The organism is Rhodobacter sp. P1_C2 (assembly GCF_056406375.1).
This window is the reverse complement of the sequence record NZ_JBFUAG010000011.1, coordinates 1-17,514: the sequence shown is the minus strand read 5'-3', so window position 1 is coordinate 17,514 and position 17,514 is coordinate 1. Positions and strand designations below refer to the sequence as shown.

The window sequence follows — 17,514 nt, the reverse complement described above, 5'->3', positions numbered from 1 at the left end:
CAATAAGTATTGCGAGACTGGCGCCAACTGCTTTCCAGGCGAGAGGGCGCGACCGGAAATCCGGACGGGCGGCGCTTGCCGAACATGAGGATGAGGAAGAATGGGCTCCTATGCCCCGCCGGACAGCTATGAAGAGGTCATTCGCCTGATCCACGACCGCTACGACAGCATGAGCAAGTCGTACCAGAAGATCGCGGTCTATCTGACCCAGAACCCCAATGATGTGGCGGTCCTGTCGGTGACGGCCATTGCCGAGAAGTGCGGCATCCATGCCTCGTCCTTCGTGCGCTATGCGCAGTCCTTGGGCTACAAGGGTTTCAAGGAGATGCAGGCGATCTTCCAGCGCCGGCTTTCCACCGCGGCCCCCGGCTTTGACGCCCGCATCAAGGCGCTGGAGGCCGAGCTGGGCACCAAGGGCGATCACAGCGATCTGGGCTTTCTGAAGGACCTGGTGCTGCGCGACCTCGCCTCGCTGCAAGAGCTGCTGCAGGAAACCAATGCCGAACAGATCTCGGCGGCGGCGGATATGCTGGAGGCGGCGGATACCGTCTATCTGCTGGGCCAGCTGCGCTCGGCCCCGGTGGTGGATCTGTTGCGCTACATGTTGACCATGCTGGGCAAGCGGACGGTAATCCTCGATGCCAGCGGGGGCCTGGCCACCCATATGGCCAAGGTGGCGCGGCCGCAGGACCTTTTGTTTGCGGTGTCCTTCCGGTTCTATGCGACCGAGGTGGTCAATATCGTCGAGGAATCTGCGGCGAGGGGCGTGCCGATCCTCGCGATCAGCGACAGCACCCTGTCGCCTCTCGCGAAATCGGCGCAGGTCCTCTTTGCGATCCCGGAGCACGAATATACCTTCTCGCGCTCGCTGGCCGCCCCGATGTGCCTGGCACAGGCGCTGACCGTGGCGCTGGCGGCGCGGCTGCAACGCGACCGCACCTCGCCGCGCATCCCGGTGGTCACCGGCCCTCACCCCGGGACGTAAACGCGGTCGGCCTCGGGGTCGATGTCGGAATAGGGCAAGGCCTGCAGCGCCGTCCAGGCCTCTGGCGAGACGGGGGCCGCGGCCCAGGCCAGCGTCTGGGCCACCCGTTCCGGTTTCGACACGCCGATGATGGTCGAGGCGATGCGCGGGTCCCGCATCGAGAATTGCAGCGCCACGGCGCCCGGGGCCAGCCCGTGGTCCTGGCAGACCGTCTCGACCCGCTGCACGGGGGCAAGCGTCTGCGCGGTGACCTCCTGATAGGTGATCTTCCGGCTTTGCGCGCTGCCCTTGGCGAGGATGCCGCCGGCATAGGGGGCGGCGTTGAACACCGTCATGCCCCGCGCCACCGCCGCATCGAACAGCGCATCGGCCGAGCGGTTGAGCAGGGTAAAGCGGTTGTGGCTGAGGATGATGTCGAAGGGCCAGTCGCGGACCAGAGGCAGCATGATGTCCACCCGCCCCATGGCCAGGCCCACCGCCGTCACCAGCCCCTCTTCCTTGAGGCGGAACAACACCTCCAGCGCGCCGCCCTTGCCCGTCACCTCGGCCAGATCCAGCGCATGTTCGGGGTCGTGCAGGTGGAGGATGTCGATATGGTCGAGGCCCAGCGCCGTGAGGCTTTCTTCAAAGGACCGCCGGGCGCGGGCGCCGTCAAAGCGCCGGCTGTCCATGTCGCGGTCAAGCTTGGTGGACAGGACGAAGCCCGCGGGCAGACCGCCCCTTTCGCGGATCGCGTCGCCGACCCGCGTTTCGCTGCGGCCAAGCCCATAGTTGCGAGAGGTGTCCAGAAGGTTGACCGGACCTTCGAAGATCGCCCGAAGCGTGGCCCGGGCCGTCGCCTCATCGACGCTGTAGCCATAGGTATCGGGCATCCCGGCCAGCGGGGCAGCCCCGAAGCCGATGCTGGTCACCTCCAGACCGGTGGTTCCAATCGGGCGTCTTTGCATCGGCTTCTCCTTGGTCAGGGCGGCGTCAGGTCGGGTCCGCACGGCGACGGCCGTGGCCTGCGCATAGATTGACGGCACCCGGGGCAGCGTCAACAGGTTGTTGATCACCCGCCCCGGCGGAGCGTCGGGAGGGCCATTGCCCTAGCCGATCAGCAGCCGCCGCGTCGTTGGGGCAAAGCTGCGCAGGGTCGTGGCATCGGGATGGCGGCTGCGGGCGGGGCTGTGCAGGGCCACGCTGGCGCCGGTCCGCACCGACTCCTCGATGGCCAGAAGGGCGCGCATATCGGCCAGACCCTCGGCGCCATCGGCCTCGGGCGGGGTGCCGGCAGCGATACAATCCGAGAAATAGGCGATCTGGCCAGAGAAATGGTCGACGGCGGGGAAATCGGTCACCTCGACCTTTGCCCCGCGCCGCAACCGCAGCGAGATGGCGGATTCAAAGCGATAGCCGGGATCGACGGTCAATTCGCCCTCGGTGCCCAGAACGCGGTAATATTCCGTCATTTCGGCGCCAAAGCTGCAAAAGAACTGCGCCAGACGGCCTTCGGGAAAGCGTAAGGTTACTGCCAGATGGGCGTCGATCTCGGCAAAGCGCGGGTCATCCAGCGGGCGCGCGGCCATGGCCTGAACCTCGACCGGCTCGGCGCCAAAGACATGGCGCGCGGCGTTCAGGCAATAGACGCCGATATCCTGCAAGGGCCCGCCCCAATGGCTGGCCTGAAGGCGGTGGTTGCCGAGGGCTGACTGGAAGGCGAAGGTTGAGGAGAAATGCACCGGCGTGCCGATCCTGCCGGCCCGGATCGCCTCCAGCGCCGCGATGGTGCCGGGTTCGTTGTGCAGGCGGTAGGCGGTCATCAAGAGCGCGCCAGAGGCCTCTGCGGCCGCGATCATCGCCTCGCCCTCGGCCAGAGTGGTGGCCAGGGGCTTTTCCACCAGCACATGTTTGCCCGCCCGCAAGGCGCGGATCGCATAGTCGGCGTGCATCGAGTTCGGCAGGGCGATATAGACGGCGTCGATCCGGTCGCTGTGGATCAGCGCGTCGTAACCGGCATAGCCGACCACCTCGGGCACGCCGTGGAAGGCGGCCAGCTCCTGCGCCGGCCCCGGGCTGCCCGAGACGATGGCCTGCATCACGGAATTTCCGGTGGCGGCGACGGCAGGCATGAAAGCCTCCTGCGAGATCCATCCCGCTCCGACGACGGCGTAACGTATCATGTCTTGTCCTTCAGGCTGCGCGTTTGGAGGGCTTCTTGCCCATGATGATCATGCCTAGGATGTCGTCATCCGTGACCTCATCCACCCTGACCGTGCCGACAAGTTGGCCGTTCTTCATCACCGAGGCGCGGTCGCAGAGCTTCATCACGTTGTGGATGTCATGCTCGATCAGGAAGATGCCCAGACCCTGGGCCTTCAGCTCCTGGATCAGTTCCGACACCATCTGGGTTTCATGCGGGCCAAGGGCGGCGGTCGGCTCGTCCATGATCAGGATCTTGGCATCGAAATAGACCGCCCGGGCGATGGCGACCGATTGGCGCTGCCCGCCCGACAGGGCCGAGACGGGCACGCTGAACTTGCGGAAATTGGGGTTGAGGCGGCCCATGATCTTGCGGGTCTCGGCCTCCATCCGGGCATCGTCGACAAAGCCGTAGCGCGTCATCAACTCGCGTCCCAGAAACAGGTTCGAGGCGGCGTCGAGATTGTCCGACAGGGCCAGGGTCTGGTAGATCGTCTCGATGTTCTGCGCCCTGGCGTCGCGCGGGTTGGTGATCTCGATCTTCTGGCCGTTCAGCAGGATCTCGCCGGAATCGGCCTGGTAGGCGCCGGACAAGACTTTGATCAGGGTGGATTTTCCCGCGCCGTTATGACCCAGAAGGCCCACGACTTCGCCGGGGTGAAGGTCGATGGACACATGATCCACCGCCTTGATGCCGCCAAAGGACACCGAGATGTCGCGCATCTCCAGCAAGGGGGGGCGAGGATGGGTCATTTCAGGCCTCCGGTCTGACGGCGGTAGAGAATGTCGATCCAGACGGCGATGATCAGGACGCCTCCGACGACGATGTTCTGAAAGGGCGTGTCGACGCCGACCATGGCCATGCCCGATTGCAGGCTTTGCATGACCAAGGCCCCCAGAAGCGCGCCATAGATCGTGCCGATGCCGCCCGACAACGCCGTGCCGCCGATCACGGTGGCGGCGATCACCTTCAGCTCGTCCAGCGTGCCGATGTCATTGCCATGGCTTTGCAGCCGGGCCTGCGCCACCAGACCGGCCAAGGCGCACAGAAATCCCATCAGCGCAAAGACCTTCACGGTCAGGAAGCGGGTGTTGATCCCGGAAAGCTCGGCCGCATCCGGGTTGCCGCCGGTGGCAAAGATATAGCGGCCAAAGCGGGTTTTCTTCGACACCAGCGTCATGGCCACCGCCACAAGAATTAGGATCATCACCGAGATCGGCAGGCCGTGATAGGCCACCGCGCCCTCGGGCATGACCTCTCCCTTCGCCTCGTACAGGCGCTTCAGCTTGGCGGTGGGGATTTCGTAGGAGTTGAGCAGGCCGACAAAGCCCAGGATCGCCCCGACGATCAGGGCAACCAGAACGCCCTCGGCCCAGACGGGTTTGACGAGAAAGCCGTGCACCTGCTTGGCCCGCCGCGCGTTCAGCACCGCCACAACGGCCAGCACCGCGGCCAGGGCGCCCACGATCCAGCTGGCCATCGGCCCCAGAACCCCCTCCGAGCCGCCGAACATCAGCACATGGGGATCGGTCAGCGCGACCGATTGGCCGTTGGTCGCATACCAAGCCAGGTTGCGATAGATCAGCAGGCCGCCCAGCGTGACGATGAAAGAGGGGATGCGCTGATAGCCCACCATCCAGCCGGAAAAGGCGCCGATCGCCGTGCCGACCAAAAGGCCGGCGGCGATGGTCAGGGGCAGGATGGCCGGATGGCCAAGGCCCAGAACCGGCGGCAGGAAGCGGGTTTGCAGAATGGCCATAAGCGCCGAACAGATCGCCAGCATCGAGCCGACCGAAAGGTCGATATGGCGGGCCACGATCACGAAGACCATCCCCGTCGCCATGATCCCCACCGAGACCGTCTGCACCGAGACGTTGAAAATGTTGCGCGCGGTCAGAAACTTGCCATCGGTGGCAAAGTGAAAGACCAGGCACAGGATCGCAAAGGCGATGACCATGCCGAACAAGCGCTTGTCCAGCTCCAGCGTATCGGCAAGGCTTCGGCGCTTGCCCGGATGCAGCGCCCCCTGGTCTGCGGTACTCATTGCCTTGCCCTCCCCCGGCTTTGGCCATGGCCTTCCTGGCGGAAGGCACCTTGTCATGGCCCCTCCCGGCACGCGGGTCGGGAGGGGCCCTTGCAGTTTCGGCTTGGATTACTTGCAGATCTCGACCTTGGGTCCGCCCTGGCACAGCTCGTCCTTGCTGATCCAGCCCGCGTCCAGAACCACGTTCAGATTGTCCTGGGTGATCGGAATGGGCTTGAGGAAAAGCGAGGTCAGCGTCTTGCCGCCCGGCGATTTGAACGGCGCCGCGCCCTCGATCTTGTCCATCGCGGTGCCCTTGGCCAGGGCCACGGCGATCTCGCCCGCGGCCTTGCCCAAGGCGCGGCTGTCCTTCCAGACCGAGACGGTCTGGGTGCCCAAGGCCACGCGGTTAAGCGCGGCATGGTCGCCGTCCTGCCCCGAGACCGGCATCCCGGCCAGGCCCTGCGCGGTCAGGGCCGCCACGACGCCGCCCGCCATCCCGTCGTTCGAGGCCACGACGGCATCGACGCCGTTCGAGGTCTGCGTCAGGATCTGCTCCATTTCCTTTTGCGCATTGGCGGGCTGCCAGTCGTCGGTATAGGTCTCGCCCACGATCGAGATGTCGCCCTTGGTGATGGCGTCCTGCAACACCTCTTGCTGGCCGCCGCGCAGGAAGTCGGCATTGGGATCGACCGGCGAGCCCTTGATCATCACATAGCGGCCCTTCGGCATGGCGGCCAGAACGGCGCGGGCCTGCATCCGGCCGACCTCGACATTGTCGAAGGTCAGGTAGAAGGCGCGCGGGTCGTCGATCATGCGGTCGTAGCCCACGACCGGAATGCCGGCATCCGCCGCGGCATCCAGCGCCGGGCCGATCGAGGCCGAGTCCTGCGCCAGCACGATCAGCGCCGAGCAGCCCTGGGTGATCAGCCCCTCGATATCGGCCAGCTGCTTGGTGGCAGAGGTCTGGGCATCGGCCGAAAGATACTTGGCGCCCGCCGCCTCCAGCGCGCCCTTGATGGCGGCCTCGTCGGTTTTCCAGCGCTCCTCGCGGAAATTCGACCAGCTGACGCAGACGGTCATGTCGGCCGCCAGGACAGAATGGGACAGTCCGGCAACCGCAACGGTTGCCAGCAGAATGGACTTCAACATGGATTTCCTCCCTCGGAATCGCCGGGACGTTGACCGGCTGGCGATGATCGCCTGACAAGATTTGATGCTAAGGAATCAAAATTGTCAATTTATTTTGCAACGCAATTGCAATGGCAACGACCTGCTCAAGAACGGCCCGAACCGCCGTGGTCCAACCCCAGAAGGGCTGCCACATAATCAAGGCTGCCGCGCAGGTGCTGGGCCAGGTCGGGGTCGTTCTGCACATCGGGGCTGAAGGGCTCGATCGAGACGAAACCGCTGTAGCCCGCGGCCTGCAAAGCCTGAAGCTGGCGGATATTGCCGACCCGGTCATCGGGGAAGATCAGGCCGCGGTCAGGTTCGGTCAGGTCGTCGGGCGCGAGGTCGGTGCGGCGGATGCCCGACATATGGGCCAGGCCGATCCGATCGGGGAACAGCCGGTCATCGCCGCAGCGGAAGAACTGGAACGTGTCATAGCAAAGCCGGTAGCAATCCCAGCCGTCGATGTCGCTGACCGCCGCCACCGCCATGGCCTGACGTTTCATGGTGGAATGGCGCATCCCCAAAGGCTCGACATAGCCGGTCACGCCGTGGTCGCGCAGGATCGGGGCGAGGTTGCGCAGACCGTCGCGCAGATTGGCCTCGGCTTCCGCCTCGGTCCAGCTTTCCGGCGTATGCACCGGGCACAGGACCATCCCCGGCGCGCCCAGGGCCGCGGCATAGGCGACCAGATGGCGCGCCTCGGCCGCGCGGTCCTCGTTCCAGTCGTTGAAACGTTGCAAGGCATTGACCGAGGCCACCTTCAGCCCGGCTTCATCCAGCCGCGCCTTGACCTCGGCGGCGGGGGTGCCATCGGCGAATTCGCGGCCTTCGATGTCATTGCGGATTTCCACGGCGCGCAGGCCGACGGCCTGGGCCAGGGCGATGAACTCGGCCAGGCTGCGTCCCGGCGCGCAGGTCCGGTTCATGGCGAGGGTCAGGGTCATGATGCCACCTCATAAAGTGCGGGTCTGGCGGGGAAGGTGAAGGCGACGGGAAGATTTTGGCCCAAAGCGCGGGCCAGTTGCTCGGCCAGGGCGGTGGCAACGTAGCCGTCCCAGGCGCTGGCGCCGCAGGGCGTGCCGGATTTGATCGCGGCCACCCAGGCATTGGTCTGCGCCACATAGGCGCGGGCAAAGCGCGGCACCCAATTGTCGGGATAGGTCTGCATCCGCGCCCCCTGCCGGTTGCGCAGCAGCGGGTCCGGCTGGGCCAGGGTCAGCGTGCCCCTCTGCCCCACCATCTCGGCCTCGACATGATAGCCGTAGGCGCAGTTCATGAAGACCTCGGTCGACACCAAAGCCCCGCTGGCCGCCCGCATGGTGATCAGCAGGGGGTCGCCACCGGGGCCGGCATGCAGGCTGGCCTCGGTCATGTCGCAGTCCAGCAGCCAGCGCGAGATATCGACCTCATGCACGAAGGAATTGGTGATCGGCATGGTGCCGACGAACCAGTCTGGCGCGGCGGCATTGCGGTGGGTGTTGTGCAAAAGCTGCGCCGCGCCAATCTCTCCGGCCTGCAAGGCGGCCTTCATCGCCAGATAGCCCGGATCAAAGCGCCGCATGTAGCCGACCTGGATCAGGCGGCGGCCCAGGGCGACCTCGGCCTCAACGAGGGCGAGCGACTCCGCCGCCGTCGCGGCCAGCGGCTTTTCGCACAGCACCGGCTTGCCCGCGGCAAGGCAGGCCTGGACCAAGGCGCCATGCAGCGCATCGGGGGCGGCGATCAGCACCGCATCGACCCCAGGGTCAGCGATCAGCGCCGCCGCCGCGTCATGAACCCGGGCGCCCGCCGCAGCCGCCGCCGCCCGCGCCGGGTCGGCATCGGCCACGGCGGCCAGATGGGCGCCGCGGGTCTCTTCGCGCAGGATGCGGGCATGTTCGGCGCCCATCACCCCGGCGCCGATCACACCGATGCCAAGGCTCATTTCACATCGGCCCAGGCTTGCGCGCGGCTCGAGGCCTGGATCGTCTCGATCAGGGTCTGGATGTGCAGGCCCTTGCGGAAGTTGAAAGGCTCGGGCGCGCCGGCGATGGCGTTGACATAGCCCGCCACTTCGATGGCCTTGAGGTCGTTGAAGCCGATCTGGTGGCCCGCCGCCACGCAGAACAGGCCATAGGGCGCATGGTCGGGCGCGGCCTCGATCCGGCGAAAGCCCTGGCGGCCCTTGGCATCGGCGGTCGAGAAGAAGTTCAGCACGTTGAAATGCTCCTGGCTGAAGGCCAGCGCGCCCTTGGTGCCATAGACTTCGAAATCATGCTGCATCTTGCGGCCCGTGGCGATCCAGTTGCCCTCGATCGAGCCGGTGGCGCCATTGGCAAAGCGCAGGAAGGCGCGGCCCAGGTCATCGACCTCGACCTTGCGGGTGCCGCCCTTGCCGTCGGGCCGCTCGGTGATCATCGTCACGCAATCGCCCATGACGCGGGTGATCGGCCCGCAAAGGAATTCCGCCGTGGCCAAAGCATGGCTGCCGATATCGGCCAGCGCCCCGCCGCCCGCCGGATCGTGGCGGAAGGTGAAGGGGCCGGAAGCATCGGCCATGTAGTCCTCGCAATGGATGCCGCGATAGCCGCGGATCTCGCCCAGCTCGCCGGCCTCGATCATCTGGCGGGCCAGACCCAGCATTGGGTTGCAGAGGTAGTTGAAGCCGACCTGGGTTTTCACGCCCTTGGCCTCGGCGGCCAGTGTCATCTCCAGCGCGTCGGCGGCGAGCGGTGCCAGCGGCTTCTCGCAATAGACATGCTTGCCCGCCGCAATCGCCGCCAGGGCCATTTCCTTGTGCAGGGCATTGGGCGCGGTGATCGAGACGAGGTCGATCTCGGAGTTGGTCACGATGTCGCGCCAGTTGGCGGTGGAATGGGCAAAGCCCAGCCGCCGGGCGGCCTCCTCGGCGGCGGCGGGGGTGATGTCGGCGACGGTGTGAAGCTCCAGATCATAGGGCAGATCGAAGACGCGCGGGGCCGAGGTAAAGCCGAAGACATGGGCCTTGCCCATGAAGCCGGTGCCGATCAGGCCGATGCGAAGACGGGGTTTGGTCATTGGAGTGCGTCCTTGTTGACAATCAGGGAAGGGTCGAGCCTGCCTGAGAAGAAATCCAGAATGTTCTGCACCGAAGAGATGGCCATCCGCTCGGCTGCCTCGGTGGTCAGGCCTGCGACATGCGGTGTCAAGATGACCTGATCGAAGGCCAGAAGCGGGTGATCGGGGGTGGGTGGTTCGGCGTCGAAGACATCCAGACCCGCCGCCCCCACCTGGCCCGAGGTCAGGGCGGCCGCGAGGGCCACCTCGTCCACGATGCCGCCGCGGGCGGTGTTGACGATCACGACGCCGGGCTTGACCTGCGCCAGTTCGTCGGCGCCCAGGATGGGCCGGTCCGCCTTGGGCAGGTTGACCGAAATCACATCGGCCAGCGCCAGCCCCTCTTGCAGGCTTGCCACCGGCCGGGCCGGACCCTCTGGCCAGCCATGGGTCAGGGCCCAGGGGTCATAGGCCACGATCTCCATCCCGAAGGCCGCCGCCATCCGCGCCAGATGCCGCCCGATGCGGCCATAGCCGAGGATCAGCAGCACCTTGCCCGCGACCTCGCCCTGCTCCAGCCGGTTGCGCCAGCCCCAGGGGCCTTGGCGCACCGCGCGGTCCGACCGGATCAGCCGCTTGACCGCGGCCAGAATTAGCATCATCGCATGTTCGGCCACCGAGACCGAGTTCACATCGCCCACGATGCAAAGCGGAATGCCCCGCGCGTTCAGCGCCGCCACATCCACCGCATCATAGCCCACGCCATGCCGCGAGACGATCTGCAACCGCCCCGCCTTGGCGACCGAGGCTGCGCCCATCGGCTGGGTGCGGATCACCATGGCATCCGCCCCGGCCAGATGATCCTGATAAGAGGCCTCCGAGACCTCTTCGACATGGGTGAAGGTCACGCCCTGCGCCGCCTCCAGCAAGGCCAGACCCGAGGGGTGCAGTTTGCCCGCCACAAGGATATGGGGCATCAATAGGCTCCCTTTTCGGTCTTGGCCTCGCCCTTGGTCAGGTCGCGGAAGCGGGTCACGGCCGCGCCCGCGGCGGCAGCCAGGAAGCGGCTGTCGCCGCCCACCGTGGTCAGGTCAAAGCCCCAGCCGATGGCCTTGGCGGCGTAATCGGCGGTGCCGCAATGGATGCCGGCGCGGATGCCGGCCTTCTTGGCGGCGGCGAGGATGGTCTGGATCGCCGCGACCATCTCGGGCTCTTCGCGGTCGAAACCGGGGGCGAGGCGGCCTTGGGTCAGCGACAGGGTCAGGTCGGCGGGGCCGATGTAAAGCGCATCCAGCCCCGGCGTGGCCGCGATGGCATCGACATTGGCAAAGGCCTCGGCGGTTTCGATCATCGCAAAGCCCAGCATGTTGTCATTGGCCTCGCCGGCATAATTGGCACCGGCGGCAAAGCTGACGCGGGTCGGGCCAAAGCTGCGCTCGCCATGCGGCGGATAGCGCAGGCATTTGACGAAAGCAGCGGCATCCGCGGCGGTGTTCACCATCGGGCAGATGATGCCATAGGCGCCGGCATCCAGCGCCTTCATGATCACGCCGGGTTCGTTCCACGGCACCCGCGCCATCAGACAGGCGCCAGAGGCGCGCATCGCCTGGAACATCGGCAGGACGCTGGCGTAATCCAGGGCGCCGTGCTGCATGTCGATGGTCACGCTGTCAAAGCCTTGCGCCGCCATGATCTCGGCGGTGAAAGGGTTGCCGATGCTGCACCAGCCGTTGATCGCCGGCTGGCCCGCGGCCCAGAGGGCCTTCAACTTGTTCGCAATCATGCCCACATCACCTGGCTGGATTTGACATCAAGATAATCGCGGATCCCCTCGATCCCGCCCTCGCGCCCCATGCCCGAGAAGTTGGTGCCGCCAAAGGGCGCCTCTGACGCCGCCATGGCGTAAGAGTTGATCCCGACCATCCCCGCCTTCAGGGCGGCCACGGTGCGGCGTGCGCGGCCGGGGTTCTGCGTAAAGGCATAGGCCGACAGGCCCATGTCGCTGGCATTGGCACGGGCCAGAACCTCGTCCTCGCTGGCAAAGCGGGTGATGGCGGCGATCGGGCCGAAGTTTTCCTCGGCCATGACCGCCATGTCATCGGTGCAGTCGCTGAGCACGGTCGGCGCGAAGAAATGCCCGGCGTTGAAGCCCGGCGCCCGGGTGCCGCCACTGGCGACGTTGGCCCCCGCGGCGCGGGCGCCGGCCACGATCTTCTCCATCTCGGCCAGGCGCCCGGCATTGATCAGCGGCCCCATGCCCACCGCAGGGTCCAGCCCATCGCCCAGGGTGATCGCCTGCGCCCGCGCCACAAAGCCCGCGACAAAGGCGTCATGCAGGCTTTCATGCACATAAAAGCGGTCGCCCGTCACGCAGACCTGACCGGCATTGGCGAACTTGGTCGGCACCGAGACATTCAGCGCCGCCTCAAGATCGGCGTCGTCATAGATGATGACCGGCGCATTGCCGCCCAGCTCCATCGAGACCTTCTTCAGGGTCGCCGCCGCGTCGCGGATCATCTGCTGGCCCACCCGAGTCGAGCCGGTCAAAGAGACCTTGCGCACCCGCTTGTCGGCCATAAGGGGCGCGTAGGTGGCGTCGGTCGGGCCCATGACCAGGTTGACCACCCCGCCCGGCAGACCCGCTGCCCGGCAGCAGTCCACCATGACCATCGCCACGCCCGGCGTCTGCGACGAGGGCCGCACCACCACCGAACAGCCCGCCGCCAGGGCCGGTGCGACCTTGCGCGCGATCAGCGCCGCCGGAAAGTTCCAGGCGGTGAAGGCCGCCACGATGCCCACCGGTTCATGATGCACCTCGAACCTGCCGCCCGGCACGCGGGATTCGACGATCCGGCCATAGATGCGGCGGGCCTCCTCGGCGAACCAGCGGAACTGGTCGATGGACAGGCCCCATTCGCGGCCCGATTGGGCCATCGGCTTGCCGGTCTCGAGGGTGATCATCCGCGCGGCCTCGTCGGTGCGGCGGATCATCTCGTCGGCGATCCGGTGCAGCGCATCGGCGCGGGCAAAGGCCGGGGTCGCGGCCCAGGCCTTCAGCCCCGCCGCCGCCGCGTCGATGGCCGCGGTGGTATCGGCAACCGAGGCGACCGGGCATTGGCCCAGCGGCCGCTCGCTGACCGGGCTGAACACCGGCGCCGTCGCCCCGCCCTCTGCCGGCCCCCAGGCGTTGTTGATGAACACTCCGAATTTCTCATACATCTTGCGGTCTTCCCTTGCACGGCGGTCACCAGGGCGGCGCCGATTCCTCCCGGCCTTGATTTTGCAACACTCATTGCAAACATGATGGGTTGTCAACCGTTAATGCTATCCGATAGACTCCCCCCAAGCTTTGGGAGAGGGACGGTCATGGAACCGAAAACGATTCGCCTGACATTGGCGCAGGCCGTGGTGCGCTGGTTGACGCGGCAATATACCGAGATCGACGGCGCGAAAGTGCCGCTTTTTGCCGGAGTCTTCGGGATTTTCGGCCATGGCAACGTGACCTGCCTGTCCGAGGCGCTGGAGGCCGTGCAAGACGAATTGCCGACCTGGCGCGGCCAGAACGAACAGTCGATGGCCCTGGCCGCCATCGGTTTTGCCAAGGCCAAGCGGCGGCGGCAGGTGATGATCGCCACCTCCTCGATCGGGCCTGGGGCGCTGAACATGGTGACGGCGGCGGGCACGGCCCATGCCAACCGCCTACCGGTGCTGCTGATTGCGGGCGACACTTTCACCAACCGCCTGCCCGACCCGGTTCTGCAACAGGTCGAGCATTACAACAACCCGACCCTGACCGTGAACGACGCCTTCAAGGCCGTCACCCGCTATTGGGATCGCATCACCCATCCGGCGCAGATCCTGCAAAGCCTGCCGCAGGCCGTGGCGGCCATGCTGGACCCGGCCGATTGCGGCCCGGCCTTCCTGGCCCTGCCACAGGACACCCAGGAGATCGCCTTCGACTACCCCGAAGTGTTCTTCGCGCCCCGCGTCTGGCGCATCCCCCGCCCGCGCGCCGACCGCGCCGCGGTGGCCGAGGCGGCGGCCTTGCTGAAAACCGCCAGGAAACCGCTGATCATCGCCGGCGGCGGCGTGCGTTACTCCCTCGCAGAGGCGGAGGTGGCCGCCTTCGCCGCCAAGCGCGGCATTCCGGTGGTCGAGACCATCGCCGGCAAGGGCGGGCTGACCCATGACCATGCGGTGCATTGCGGACCCATCGGCATCATCGGCTCCACCTCGGCCAATGCGCTTGCGGCCGAGGCCGATGTCATCCTGGCCATCGGCACCAGGCTGCAAGACTTCACCACCGGCTCCTGGACGGCCTTTGCGCAGGACGCCCGCTTCATCTCGATCAACGCCGCGCGCTTTGACGCCATCAAGCACCGCGCCGTGGCGGTGGTCGGCGATGCGCTGGAAACCGTGGCGGATCTGGACGCCTCCTTGGGCGACTGGGCGGCCGAGGCGGGCCACCTGCCCCGGGCCAAGGCGCTCTTTGCCGAATGGAACGCGCTTCTGGATGATCACCAGACCCCGACCAACGCCCCGGTGCCGACCTATGCGCAGGTGGTGAATGTGGTCAATGCCTCCGCCGCGCCGAACGACACGCTGATCTCGGCCGCCGGCGGCATCCCGGGCGAGGTCGCCAAGGGCTGGCGCGTCAAGACGCCCAACACCTTCGATCTGGAATTCGGCTTTTCCTGCATGGGCTATGAAATCGCCGCCGGCTGGGGCTGTGCCATGGCGCAGGAAGGGCCCGGAGGTCTGGGCGGCACCCCCATCGTCATGCTGGGCGACGGCACCTATATGATGATGAACTCGGACATCTATTCGACGGTCCTGTCGGGCCACAAGATGATCGTGATCGTCTGCGACAACGGCGGCTATGCCGTGATCAGCCGCCTGCAACAGTTCAAGGGCGTGCCGGGCTTCAACAACCTGCTGAAAGACTGCCGGATCACCGACAAGGCCAATCCGCTGCATGTCGATTTCGCCGCCCATGCCAGGTCCATGGGGGCCGAGGCCCGCGCCTGCACCAGCCTGGCCGACCTTGAAGCCGCCCTCGCATGGGCCAAGACCACCGACCGCACCACGGTTCTGACCATCACCACCGACGCCTATGCCTGGGTGCCCGGCGATGCCGACTGGGACGTGGGCGTGCCGGAAGTTTCCACCCGCGACAGCGTGAACAAGGCCCGCGAAAGCCAGATCGCCATTCGCGCCAAGCAACGTATCGGAGTCTGACATGAAAGCCAAACTGGGCATTGCCCCCATCGCCTGGTGGAACGACGACCTCGCCGAATTGTCCGACGATGTCAGCCTGGAAGAGTGCCTGCGCCAGGCCTCGGTCGCCGGTTTCACCGGGATGGAGACCGGCCGCCGCTTTCCGATGGACATGGGCGAACTGGGGCCGATCCTGAAGAAATACGGCATCTCGGTCTGTGGTGGCTGGTTCTCGGGCCTGCTCATCGACGGCGATATCGAGGTCGAGAAAGACCGCATCGCCGCCCAGCACGCCTTCTTCAAGGCGGCCCACGCGCCCTGCATCGTCTATGGCGAAACCGCCCGCTCGATCCAGGGCGTCAAATCGGCGCCCCTGGCCAGCAAGCCGAAACTGACCGAGGCCGAAATGGCCGCCTATGGCCGCAAGATCAGCGACTTTGCCGATTGGTGCGCCGCCCATGGCATGCCGCTCAGCTATCACCACCACATGGCCGCCGCCGTCGAGACCGAGGCCGAGCTGGATCAGCTTATGGCGCATTCCTCGGTGCCGTTGCTGTTTGATGCCGGCCACATGGCCTTTGCCGGCGGCGATGTGCTGCGGGTGATCGACAAGCACCATGCGCGCATCACTCATGTTCACACCAAGGACATCCGCCGCGCCGTGGTGGACGGTCTGGACCGCAGCCGGGAAAGCTTCCTCGATGCCGTGGTCAAGGGCGCCTTCACCGTGCCGGGCGATGGCTCGCTCGATTTCGAGGCTATCGTGAAGAAACTGGCCGGATACGGCTACGAAGGCTGGTTCGTGGTCGAGGCCGAACAGGACCCCAAGGCCAATCCCCCGCTGGAGATGGCGAAAAAGGGCCACAAGGAGCTGCTGCGCGTCATGGCGGCGGCGGGATACGAGGTCGTGCAGTGACCTTTTCGGGCAACCGCATGGATGGGAAGATCTGCGTCGTCACCGGGGCGACGCAGGGGCTGGGCGCGGCGATTGCCGGGCGTCTGGCCGCCGCCGGGGCCGCGGGCATCGTGATCACCGGGCGCAACATGACCCGCGGTCAGGCCGTGGCCCGCAACCTTTCCGAGGCGCATGGCCTGCCCGTCCACTTTCTGCGCGCCGACTTCGCCCGGGTGGAGGACTGCCGCCATGTCATGGCCGAAACCGACCGCCTCTTTGGCAGGATCGACGTGCTGGTCAATGCCGGCGCCTCCACCGCGCGCGGCACCATCACCGACACTTCGCCCGAGACCTTCGACCTTCTCTTTCACACCAATGTCCGCGGCCCCTATTTCCTGATGCAGGAGGCGATCAAGCTGATGATCCGCGACGGAATCGAAGGGGCGATCTGCAACATCGGCTCGATCTCGGCCCTGGCGGGGCAGCCCTTCATCAACGCCTATTGCGCCTCCAAAGGGGCCTTGACCACGCTGACCGCCAACACCGCCTTTTCGGTCATGGCCAACCGGATCCGGGTCAACCAGCTGAACGTCGGCTGGATGGCCTCGGACAACGAACGCGCCCTGCAAGAGGCTTCGGATGCGGACTGGGAGGCGAAAGCCGCCGCCAAACTGCCCTTCGGCCGCCTGGTGGACCCCGAAGAGGCCGCCCGCGCGGTCAATTTCCTCGTCTCTGCCGATGCCGGCCTGATGACCGGCGCCATCGTGAACTTCGACCAGTCGGTCTGGGGCGCCGTGGCGGCAGGCATGCCCGTCCCTGACGCACCGCTGCGCTAGGCGGGCAGATGCGGCCGGCCCACTCCCATGGAGCCGCATCCGGACCGGGCGCGGCCTGACCGTCGCGCCCGCTCTGACACCGGGGCACGGCTGCGGTGAGGCTGTCCATGACGCAACCTCTCCCGCTTTTGTGATCGATCGATCAGACCAAAGTCCCATTCGGCCCGGTTCGATCCCTGATAATCTTGGTCTCGACAGGCGCAGATGCCCCTGTCTTTGGCGAGACCGGCAGAGAACCGGTTGATCCCGCCAGACGTCAGCGGCGCATTCCGCCGCCTGGGAGATTTCCGATGACACAAGCGAAACTGTTCACATCCCTCTTCGCCCTCACCCTTCTGGGCTCCACCCTGACGGCGATGGCGGGGATGATCATGGATGCCAAGGGCAACACGCTCTACATCTTCGACAAGGACAAGGGGGGCGTGTCCGCCTGCTATGACGCCTGCGCAACCAAATGGCCGCCCTATCTCGGCAAGGCCTCCGACCCGATGACCGAGGGCTGGACCCTGGTCGACCGCAAGGATGGCACCAAGCAATGGGCTTATGACGGCAAGCCGATGTACTATTTCGCCGGCGACACCAAGGCCGGCGACATGAACGGCGACGGCGTGGGCGGCGTCTGGCACGTGATCAAGGAATGACACGGCGCTGAACGGCAAAGGCTTCGGGCGAAAGGTGCCGTCTCCGCGCAAGGGCGAAGAGGGCACCGCTTCGCCCGAATGACCGATTGCGCGGTGCCTGCGGAAGCGGCTGAACATGCCTCTCTGGTGCACGCTTGGCCCAGAACGACAAAAGCCGCGCTGATGGCGCGGCTGTTCTCGATCGTTCGGTCGAGGTGGTTGCGGGGGCAGGATTTGAACCTGCGGCCTTCAGGTTATGAGCCTGACGAGCTACCGGGCTGCTCCACCCCGCGCTGGTTGGGATTGGATCGTATGAGAGTATCGCTTCTTTCTAGGTTTGGCGGTGACCTACTCTCCCACGTCTTAAGACGGAGTACCATTGGCGCGACGGCACTTAACGGCCGAGTTCGGGATGGGATCGGGTGTTTTGCTCGTGCTATGACCACCAAACCGAGGAAGAAGCGAACATCGGCCAGGGTTTTACCTGTCTGTTTCCATAGTCTTGTGTGTTTTTGGTGTTGATTGATTTGATGTCGCAGATCTTTTGGATCTTGCTGTTACTGGATCA

16 protein-coding genes, 1 tRNA gene and 1 rRNA gene are annotated in these 17,514 nt (G+C 65.9%); 5 read left to right on the top strand and 13 right to left on the bottom strand.

The genetic code is table 11. The features are described from left to right. The first annotated feature begins 100 nt into the window (after positions 1 to 100). Complete coding sequence (locus tag AC1DZT_RS18160; protein WP_478008058.1) at positions 101 to 985, top strand: MurR/RpiR family transcriptional regulator; 885 nt, start codon at positions 101 to 103, stop codon at positions 983 to 985. On the opposite strand, the gene AC1DZT_RS18155 is transcribed toward AC1DZT_RS18160, so the two are convergent. The 11 genes from AC1DZT_RS18155 to AC1DZT_RS18105 all read right to left on the bottom strand — a co-directional run bounded on the left by AC1DZT_RS18155 (position 970) and on the right by AC1DZT_RS18105 (position 12,597). Then, positions 970 to 1,932: an aldo/keto reductase gene (locus AC1DZT_RS18155; protein ID WP_478008057.1), complete on the bottom strand. Its 963-nt coding sequence runs from the start codon at positions 1,930 to 1,932 to the stop codon at positions 970 to 972. The two genes, AC1DZT_RS18160 and AC1DZT_RS18155, sit on opposite strands and share 16 nt — an antisense overlap. A 141-nt stretch (positions 1,933 to 2,073) precedes the next feature. Next, positions 2,074 to 3,147 carry a Gfo/Idh/MocA family protein gene (locus AC1DZT_RS18150; RefSeq protein WP_478008056.1) on the bottom strand — a complete coding sequence of 358 codons (1,074 nt, stop codon included), beginning with the start codon at positions 3,145 to 3,147 and terminating at the stop codon, positions 2,074 to 2,076. 10 nt (positions 3,148 to 3,157) lie between these two features. Then, complete coding sequence (locus AC1DZT_RS18145) at positions 3,158 to 3,919, bottom strand: ATP-binding cassette domain-containing protein (RefSeq protein WP_478008055.1); 762 nt, start codon at positions 3,917 to 3,919, stop codon at positions 3,158 to 3,160. Then, a complete protein-coding gene (locus AC1DZT_RS18140) occupies positions 3,916 to 5,211 on the bottom strand; it encodes a sugar ABC transporter permease (protein ID WP_478008054.1) in 1,296 nt (431 codons plus the stop codon). Before AC1DZT_RS18140 ends, AC1DZT_RS18145 begins: the two co-directional genes overlap by 4 nt. 108 nt (positions 5,212 to 5,319) lie before the next feature. Next, positions 5,320 to 6,342: a D-xylose ABC transporter substrate-binding protein gene (gene xylF / locus AC1DZT_RS18135; protein WP_478008053.1), complete on the bottom strand. Its 1,023-nt coding sequence runs from the start codon at positions 6,340 to 6,342 to the stop codon at positions 5,320 to 5,322. 125 nt (positions 6,343 to 6,467) lie between these two features. Next, a complete protein-coding gene (locus tag AC1DZT_RS18130; protein WP_478008052.1) occupies positions 6,468 to 7,307 on the bottom strand; it encodes a TIM barrel protein in 840 nt (279 codons plus the stop codon). After that, positions 7,304 to 8,287, bottom strand: a complete 984-nt coding sequence (locus AC1DZT_RS18125; protein WP_478008051.1) for a Gfo/Idh/MocA family protein — start codon at positions 8,285 to 8,287, stop codon at positions 7,304 to 7,306. The genes AC1DZT_RS18130 and AC1DZT_RS18125 overlap by 4 nt, the downstream gene beginning before the upstream one ends. Further along, a complete protein-coding gene (locus AC1DZT_RS18120; RefSeq protein ID WP_478008050.1) occupies positions 8,284 to 9,399 on the bottom strand; it encodes a Gfo/Idh/MocA family protein in 1,116 nt (371 codons plus the stop codon). The genes AC1DZT_RS18125 and AC1DZT_RS18120 overlap by 4 nt, the downstream gene beginning before the upstream one ends. Further along, positions 9,396 to 10,355: a hydroxyacid dehydrogenase gene (locus AC1DZT_RS18115; RefSeq protein WP_478008049.1), complete on the bottom strand. Its 960-nt coding sequence runs from the start codon at positions 10,353 to 10,355 to the stop codon at positions 9,396 to 9,398. Before AC1DZT_RS18115 ends, AC1DZT_RS18120 begins: the two co-directional genes overlap by 4 nt. Beyond that, positions 10,355 to 11,161 carry an HpcH/HpaI aldolase family protein gene (locus tag AC1DZT_RS18110; RefSeq protein WP_478008048.1) on the bottom strand — a complete coding sequence of 269 codons (807 nt, stop codon included), beginning with the start codon at positions 11,159 to 11,161 and terminating at the stop codon, positions 10,355 to 10,357. The genes AC1DZT_RS18115 and AC1DZT_RS18110 overlap by 1 nt, the downstream gene beginning before the upstream one ends. Next, positions 11,158 to 12,597, bottom strand: coding sequence for an NAD-dependent succinate-semialdehyde dehydrogenase (locus AC1DZT_RS18105; RefSeq protein WP_478008047.1), 1,440 nt, complete (start codon positions 12,595 to 12,597; stop codon positions 11,158 to 11,160). Before AC1DZT_RS18105 ends, AC1DZT_RS18110 begins: the two co-directional genes overlap by 4 nt. A gap of 147 nt (positions 12,598 to 12,744) precedes the next feature. Between AC1DZT_RS18105 and iolD the strand changes: the two genes are divergently transcribed. From iolD to AC1DZT_RS18085, 4 genes are all read left to right on the top strand, one after another. Further along, positions 12,745 to 14,616, top strand: a complete 1,872-nt coding sequence (gene iolD / locus AC1DZT_RS18100; RefSeq protein WP_478008046.1) for a 3D-(3,5/4)-trihydroxycyclohexane-1,2-dione acylhydrolase (decyclizing) — start codon at positions 12,745 to 12,747, stop codon at positions 14,614 to 14,616. Between the two features lies 1 nt (position 14,617). Then, a complete protein-coding gene (gene iolE / locus AC1DZT_RS18095) occupies positions 14,618 to 15,511 on the top strand; it encodes a myo-inosose-2 dehydratase (RefSeq protein ID WP_478008045.1) in 894 nt (297 codons plus the stop codon). Positions 15,512 to 15,528: 17 nt separating this feature from the next. Next, positions 15,529 to 16,326, top strand: coding sequence for an SDR family oxidoreductase (locus tag AC1DZT_RS18090; protein WP_478008044.1), 798 nt, complete (start codon positions 15,529 to 15,531; stop codon positions 16,324 to 16,326). 290 nt (positions 16,327 to 16,616) lie between these two features. Then, a complete protein-coding gene (locus AC1DZT_RS18085) occupies positions 16,617 to 16,967 on the top strand; it encodes a COG4315 family predicted lipoprotein (RefSeq protein ID WP_478008043.1) in 351 nt (116 codons plus the stop codon). Positions 16,968 to 17,162: 195 nt separating this feature from the next. On the opposite strand, the gene AC1DZT_RS18080 is transcribed toward AC1DZT_RS18085, so the two are convergent. Together AC1DZT_RS18080 and rrf are read right to left on the bottom strand one after the other, a co-directional pair. Continuing rightward, positions 17,163 to 17,239, bottom strand: a tRNA-Met gene (locus AC1DZT_RS18080). 42 nt (positions 17,240 to 17,281) lie between these two features. Further along, a 5S ribosomal RNA gene (gene rrf, locus AC1DZT_RS18075) occupies positions 17,282 to 17,396 on the bottom strand. Between the last annotated feature and the right edge of the window lie 118 nt (positions 17,397 to 17,514).

Coding starts and splice junctions, on each gene's coding strand:
- AC1DZT_RS18155 (WP_478008057.1), bottom strand. CDS start 1,932: ATGCAAAGACGCCCGATTGGAACCACCGGTCTGGAGGTGACCAGCATC.
- AC1DZT_RS18160 (WP_478008058.1), top strand. CDS start 101: ATGGGCTCCTATGCCCCGCCGGACAGCTATGAAGAGGTCATTCGCCTG.
- AC1DZT_RS18085 (WP_478008043.1), top strand. CDS start 16,617: ATGACACAAGCGAAACTGTTCACATCCCTCTTCGCCCTCACCCTTCTG.
- iolD (WP_478008046.1), top strand. CDS start 12,745: ATGGAACCGAAAACGATTCGCCTGACATTGGCGCAGGCCGTGGTGCGC.
- xylF (WP_478008053.1), bottom strand. CDS start 6,342: ATGTTGAAGTCCATTCTGCTGGCAACCGTTGCGGTTGCCGGACTGTCC.
- AC1DZT_RS18145 (WP_478008055.1), bottom strand. CDS start 3,919: ATGACCCATCCTCGCCCCCCCTTGCTGGAGATGCGCGACATCTCGGTG.
- AC1DZT_RS18120 (WP_478008050.1), bottom strand. CDS start 9,399: ATGACCAAACCCCGTCTTCGCATCGGCCTGATCGGCACCGGCTTCATG.
- AC1DZT_RS18140 (WP_478008054.1), bottom strand. CDS start 5,211: ATGAGTACCGCAGACCAGGGGGCGCTGCATCCGGGCAAGCGCCGAAGC.
- iolE (WP_478008045.1), top strand. CDS start 14,618: ATGAAAGCCAAACTGGGCATTGCCCCCATCGCCTGGTGGAACGACGAC.
- AC1DZT_RS18115 (WP_478008049.1), bottom strand. CDS start 10,355: ATGCCCCATATCCTTGTGGCGGGCAAACTGCACCCCTCGGGTCTGGCC.
- AC1DZT_RS18090 (WP_478008044.1), top strand. CDS start 15,529: ATGGATGGGAAGATCTGCGTCGTCACCGGGGCGACGCAGGGGCTGGGC.
- AC1DZT_RS18130 (WP_478008052.1), bottom strand. CDS start 7,307: ATGACCCTGACCCTCGCCATGAACCGGACCTGCGCGCCGGGACGCAGC.
- AC1DZT_RS18110 (WP_478008048.1), bottom strand. CDS start 11,161: ATGATTGCGAACAAGTTGAAGGCCCTCTGGGCCGCGGGCCAGCCGGCG.
- AC1DZT_RS18105 (WP_478008047.1), bottom strand. CDS start 12,597: ATGTATGAGAAATTCGGAGTGTTCATCAACAACGCCTGGGGGCCGGCA.
- AC1DZT_RS18150 (WP_478008056.1), bottom strand. CDS start 3,147: ATGATACGTTACGCCGTCGTCGGAGCGGGATGGATCTCGCAGGAGGCT.
- AC1DZT_RS18125 (WP_478008051.1), bottom strand. CDS start 8,287: ATGAGCCTTGGCATCGGTGTGATCGGCGCCGGGGTGATGGGCGCCGAA.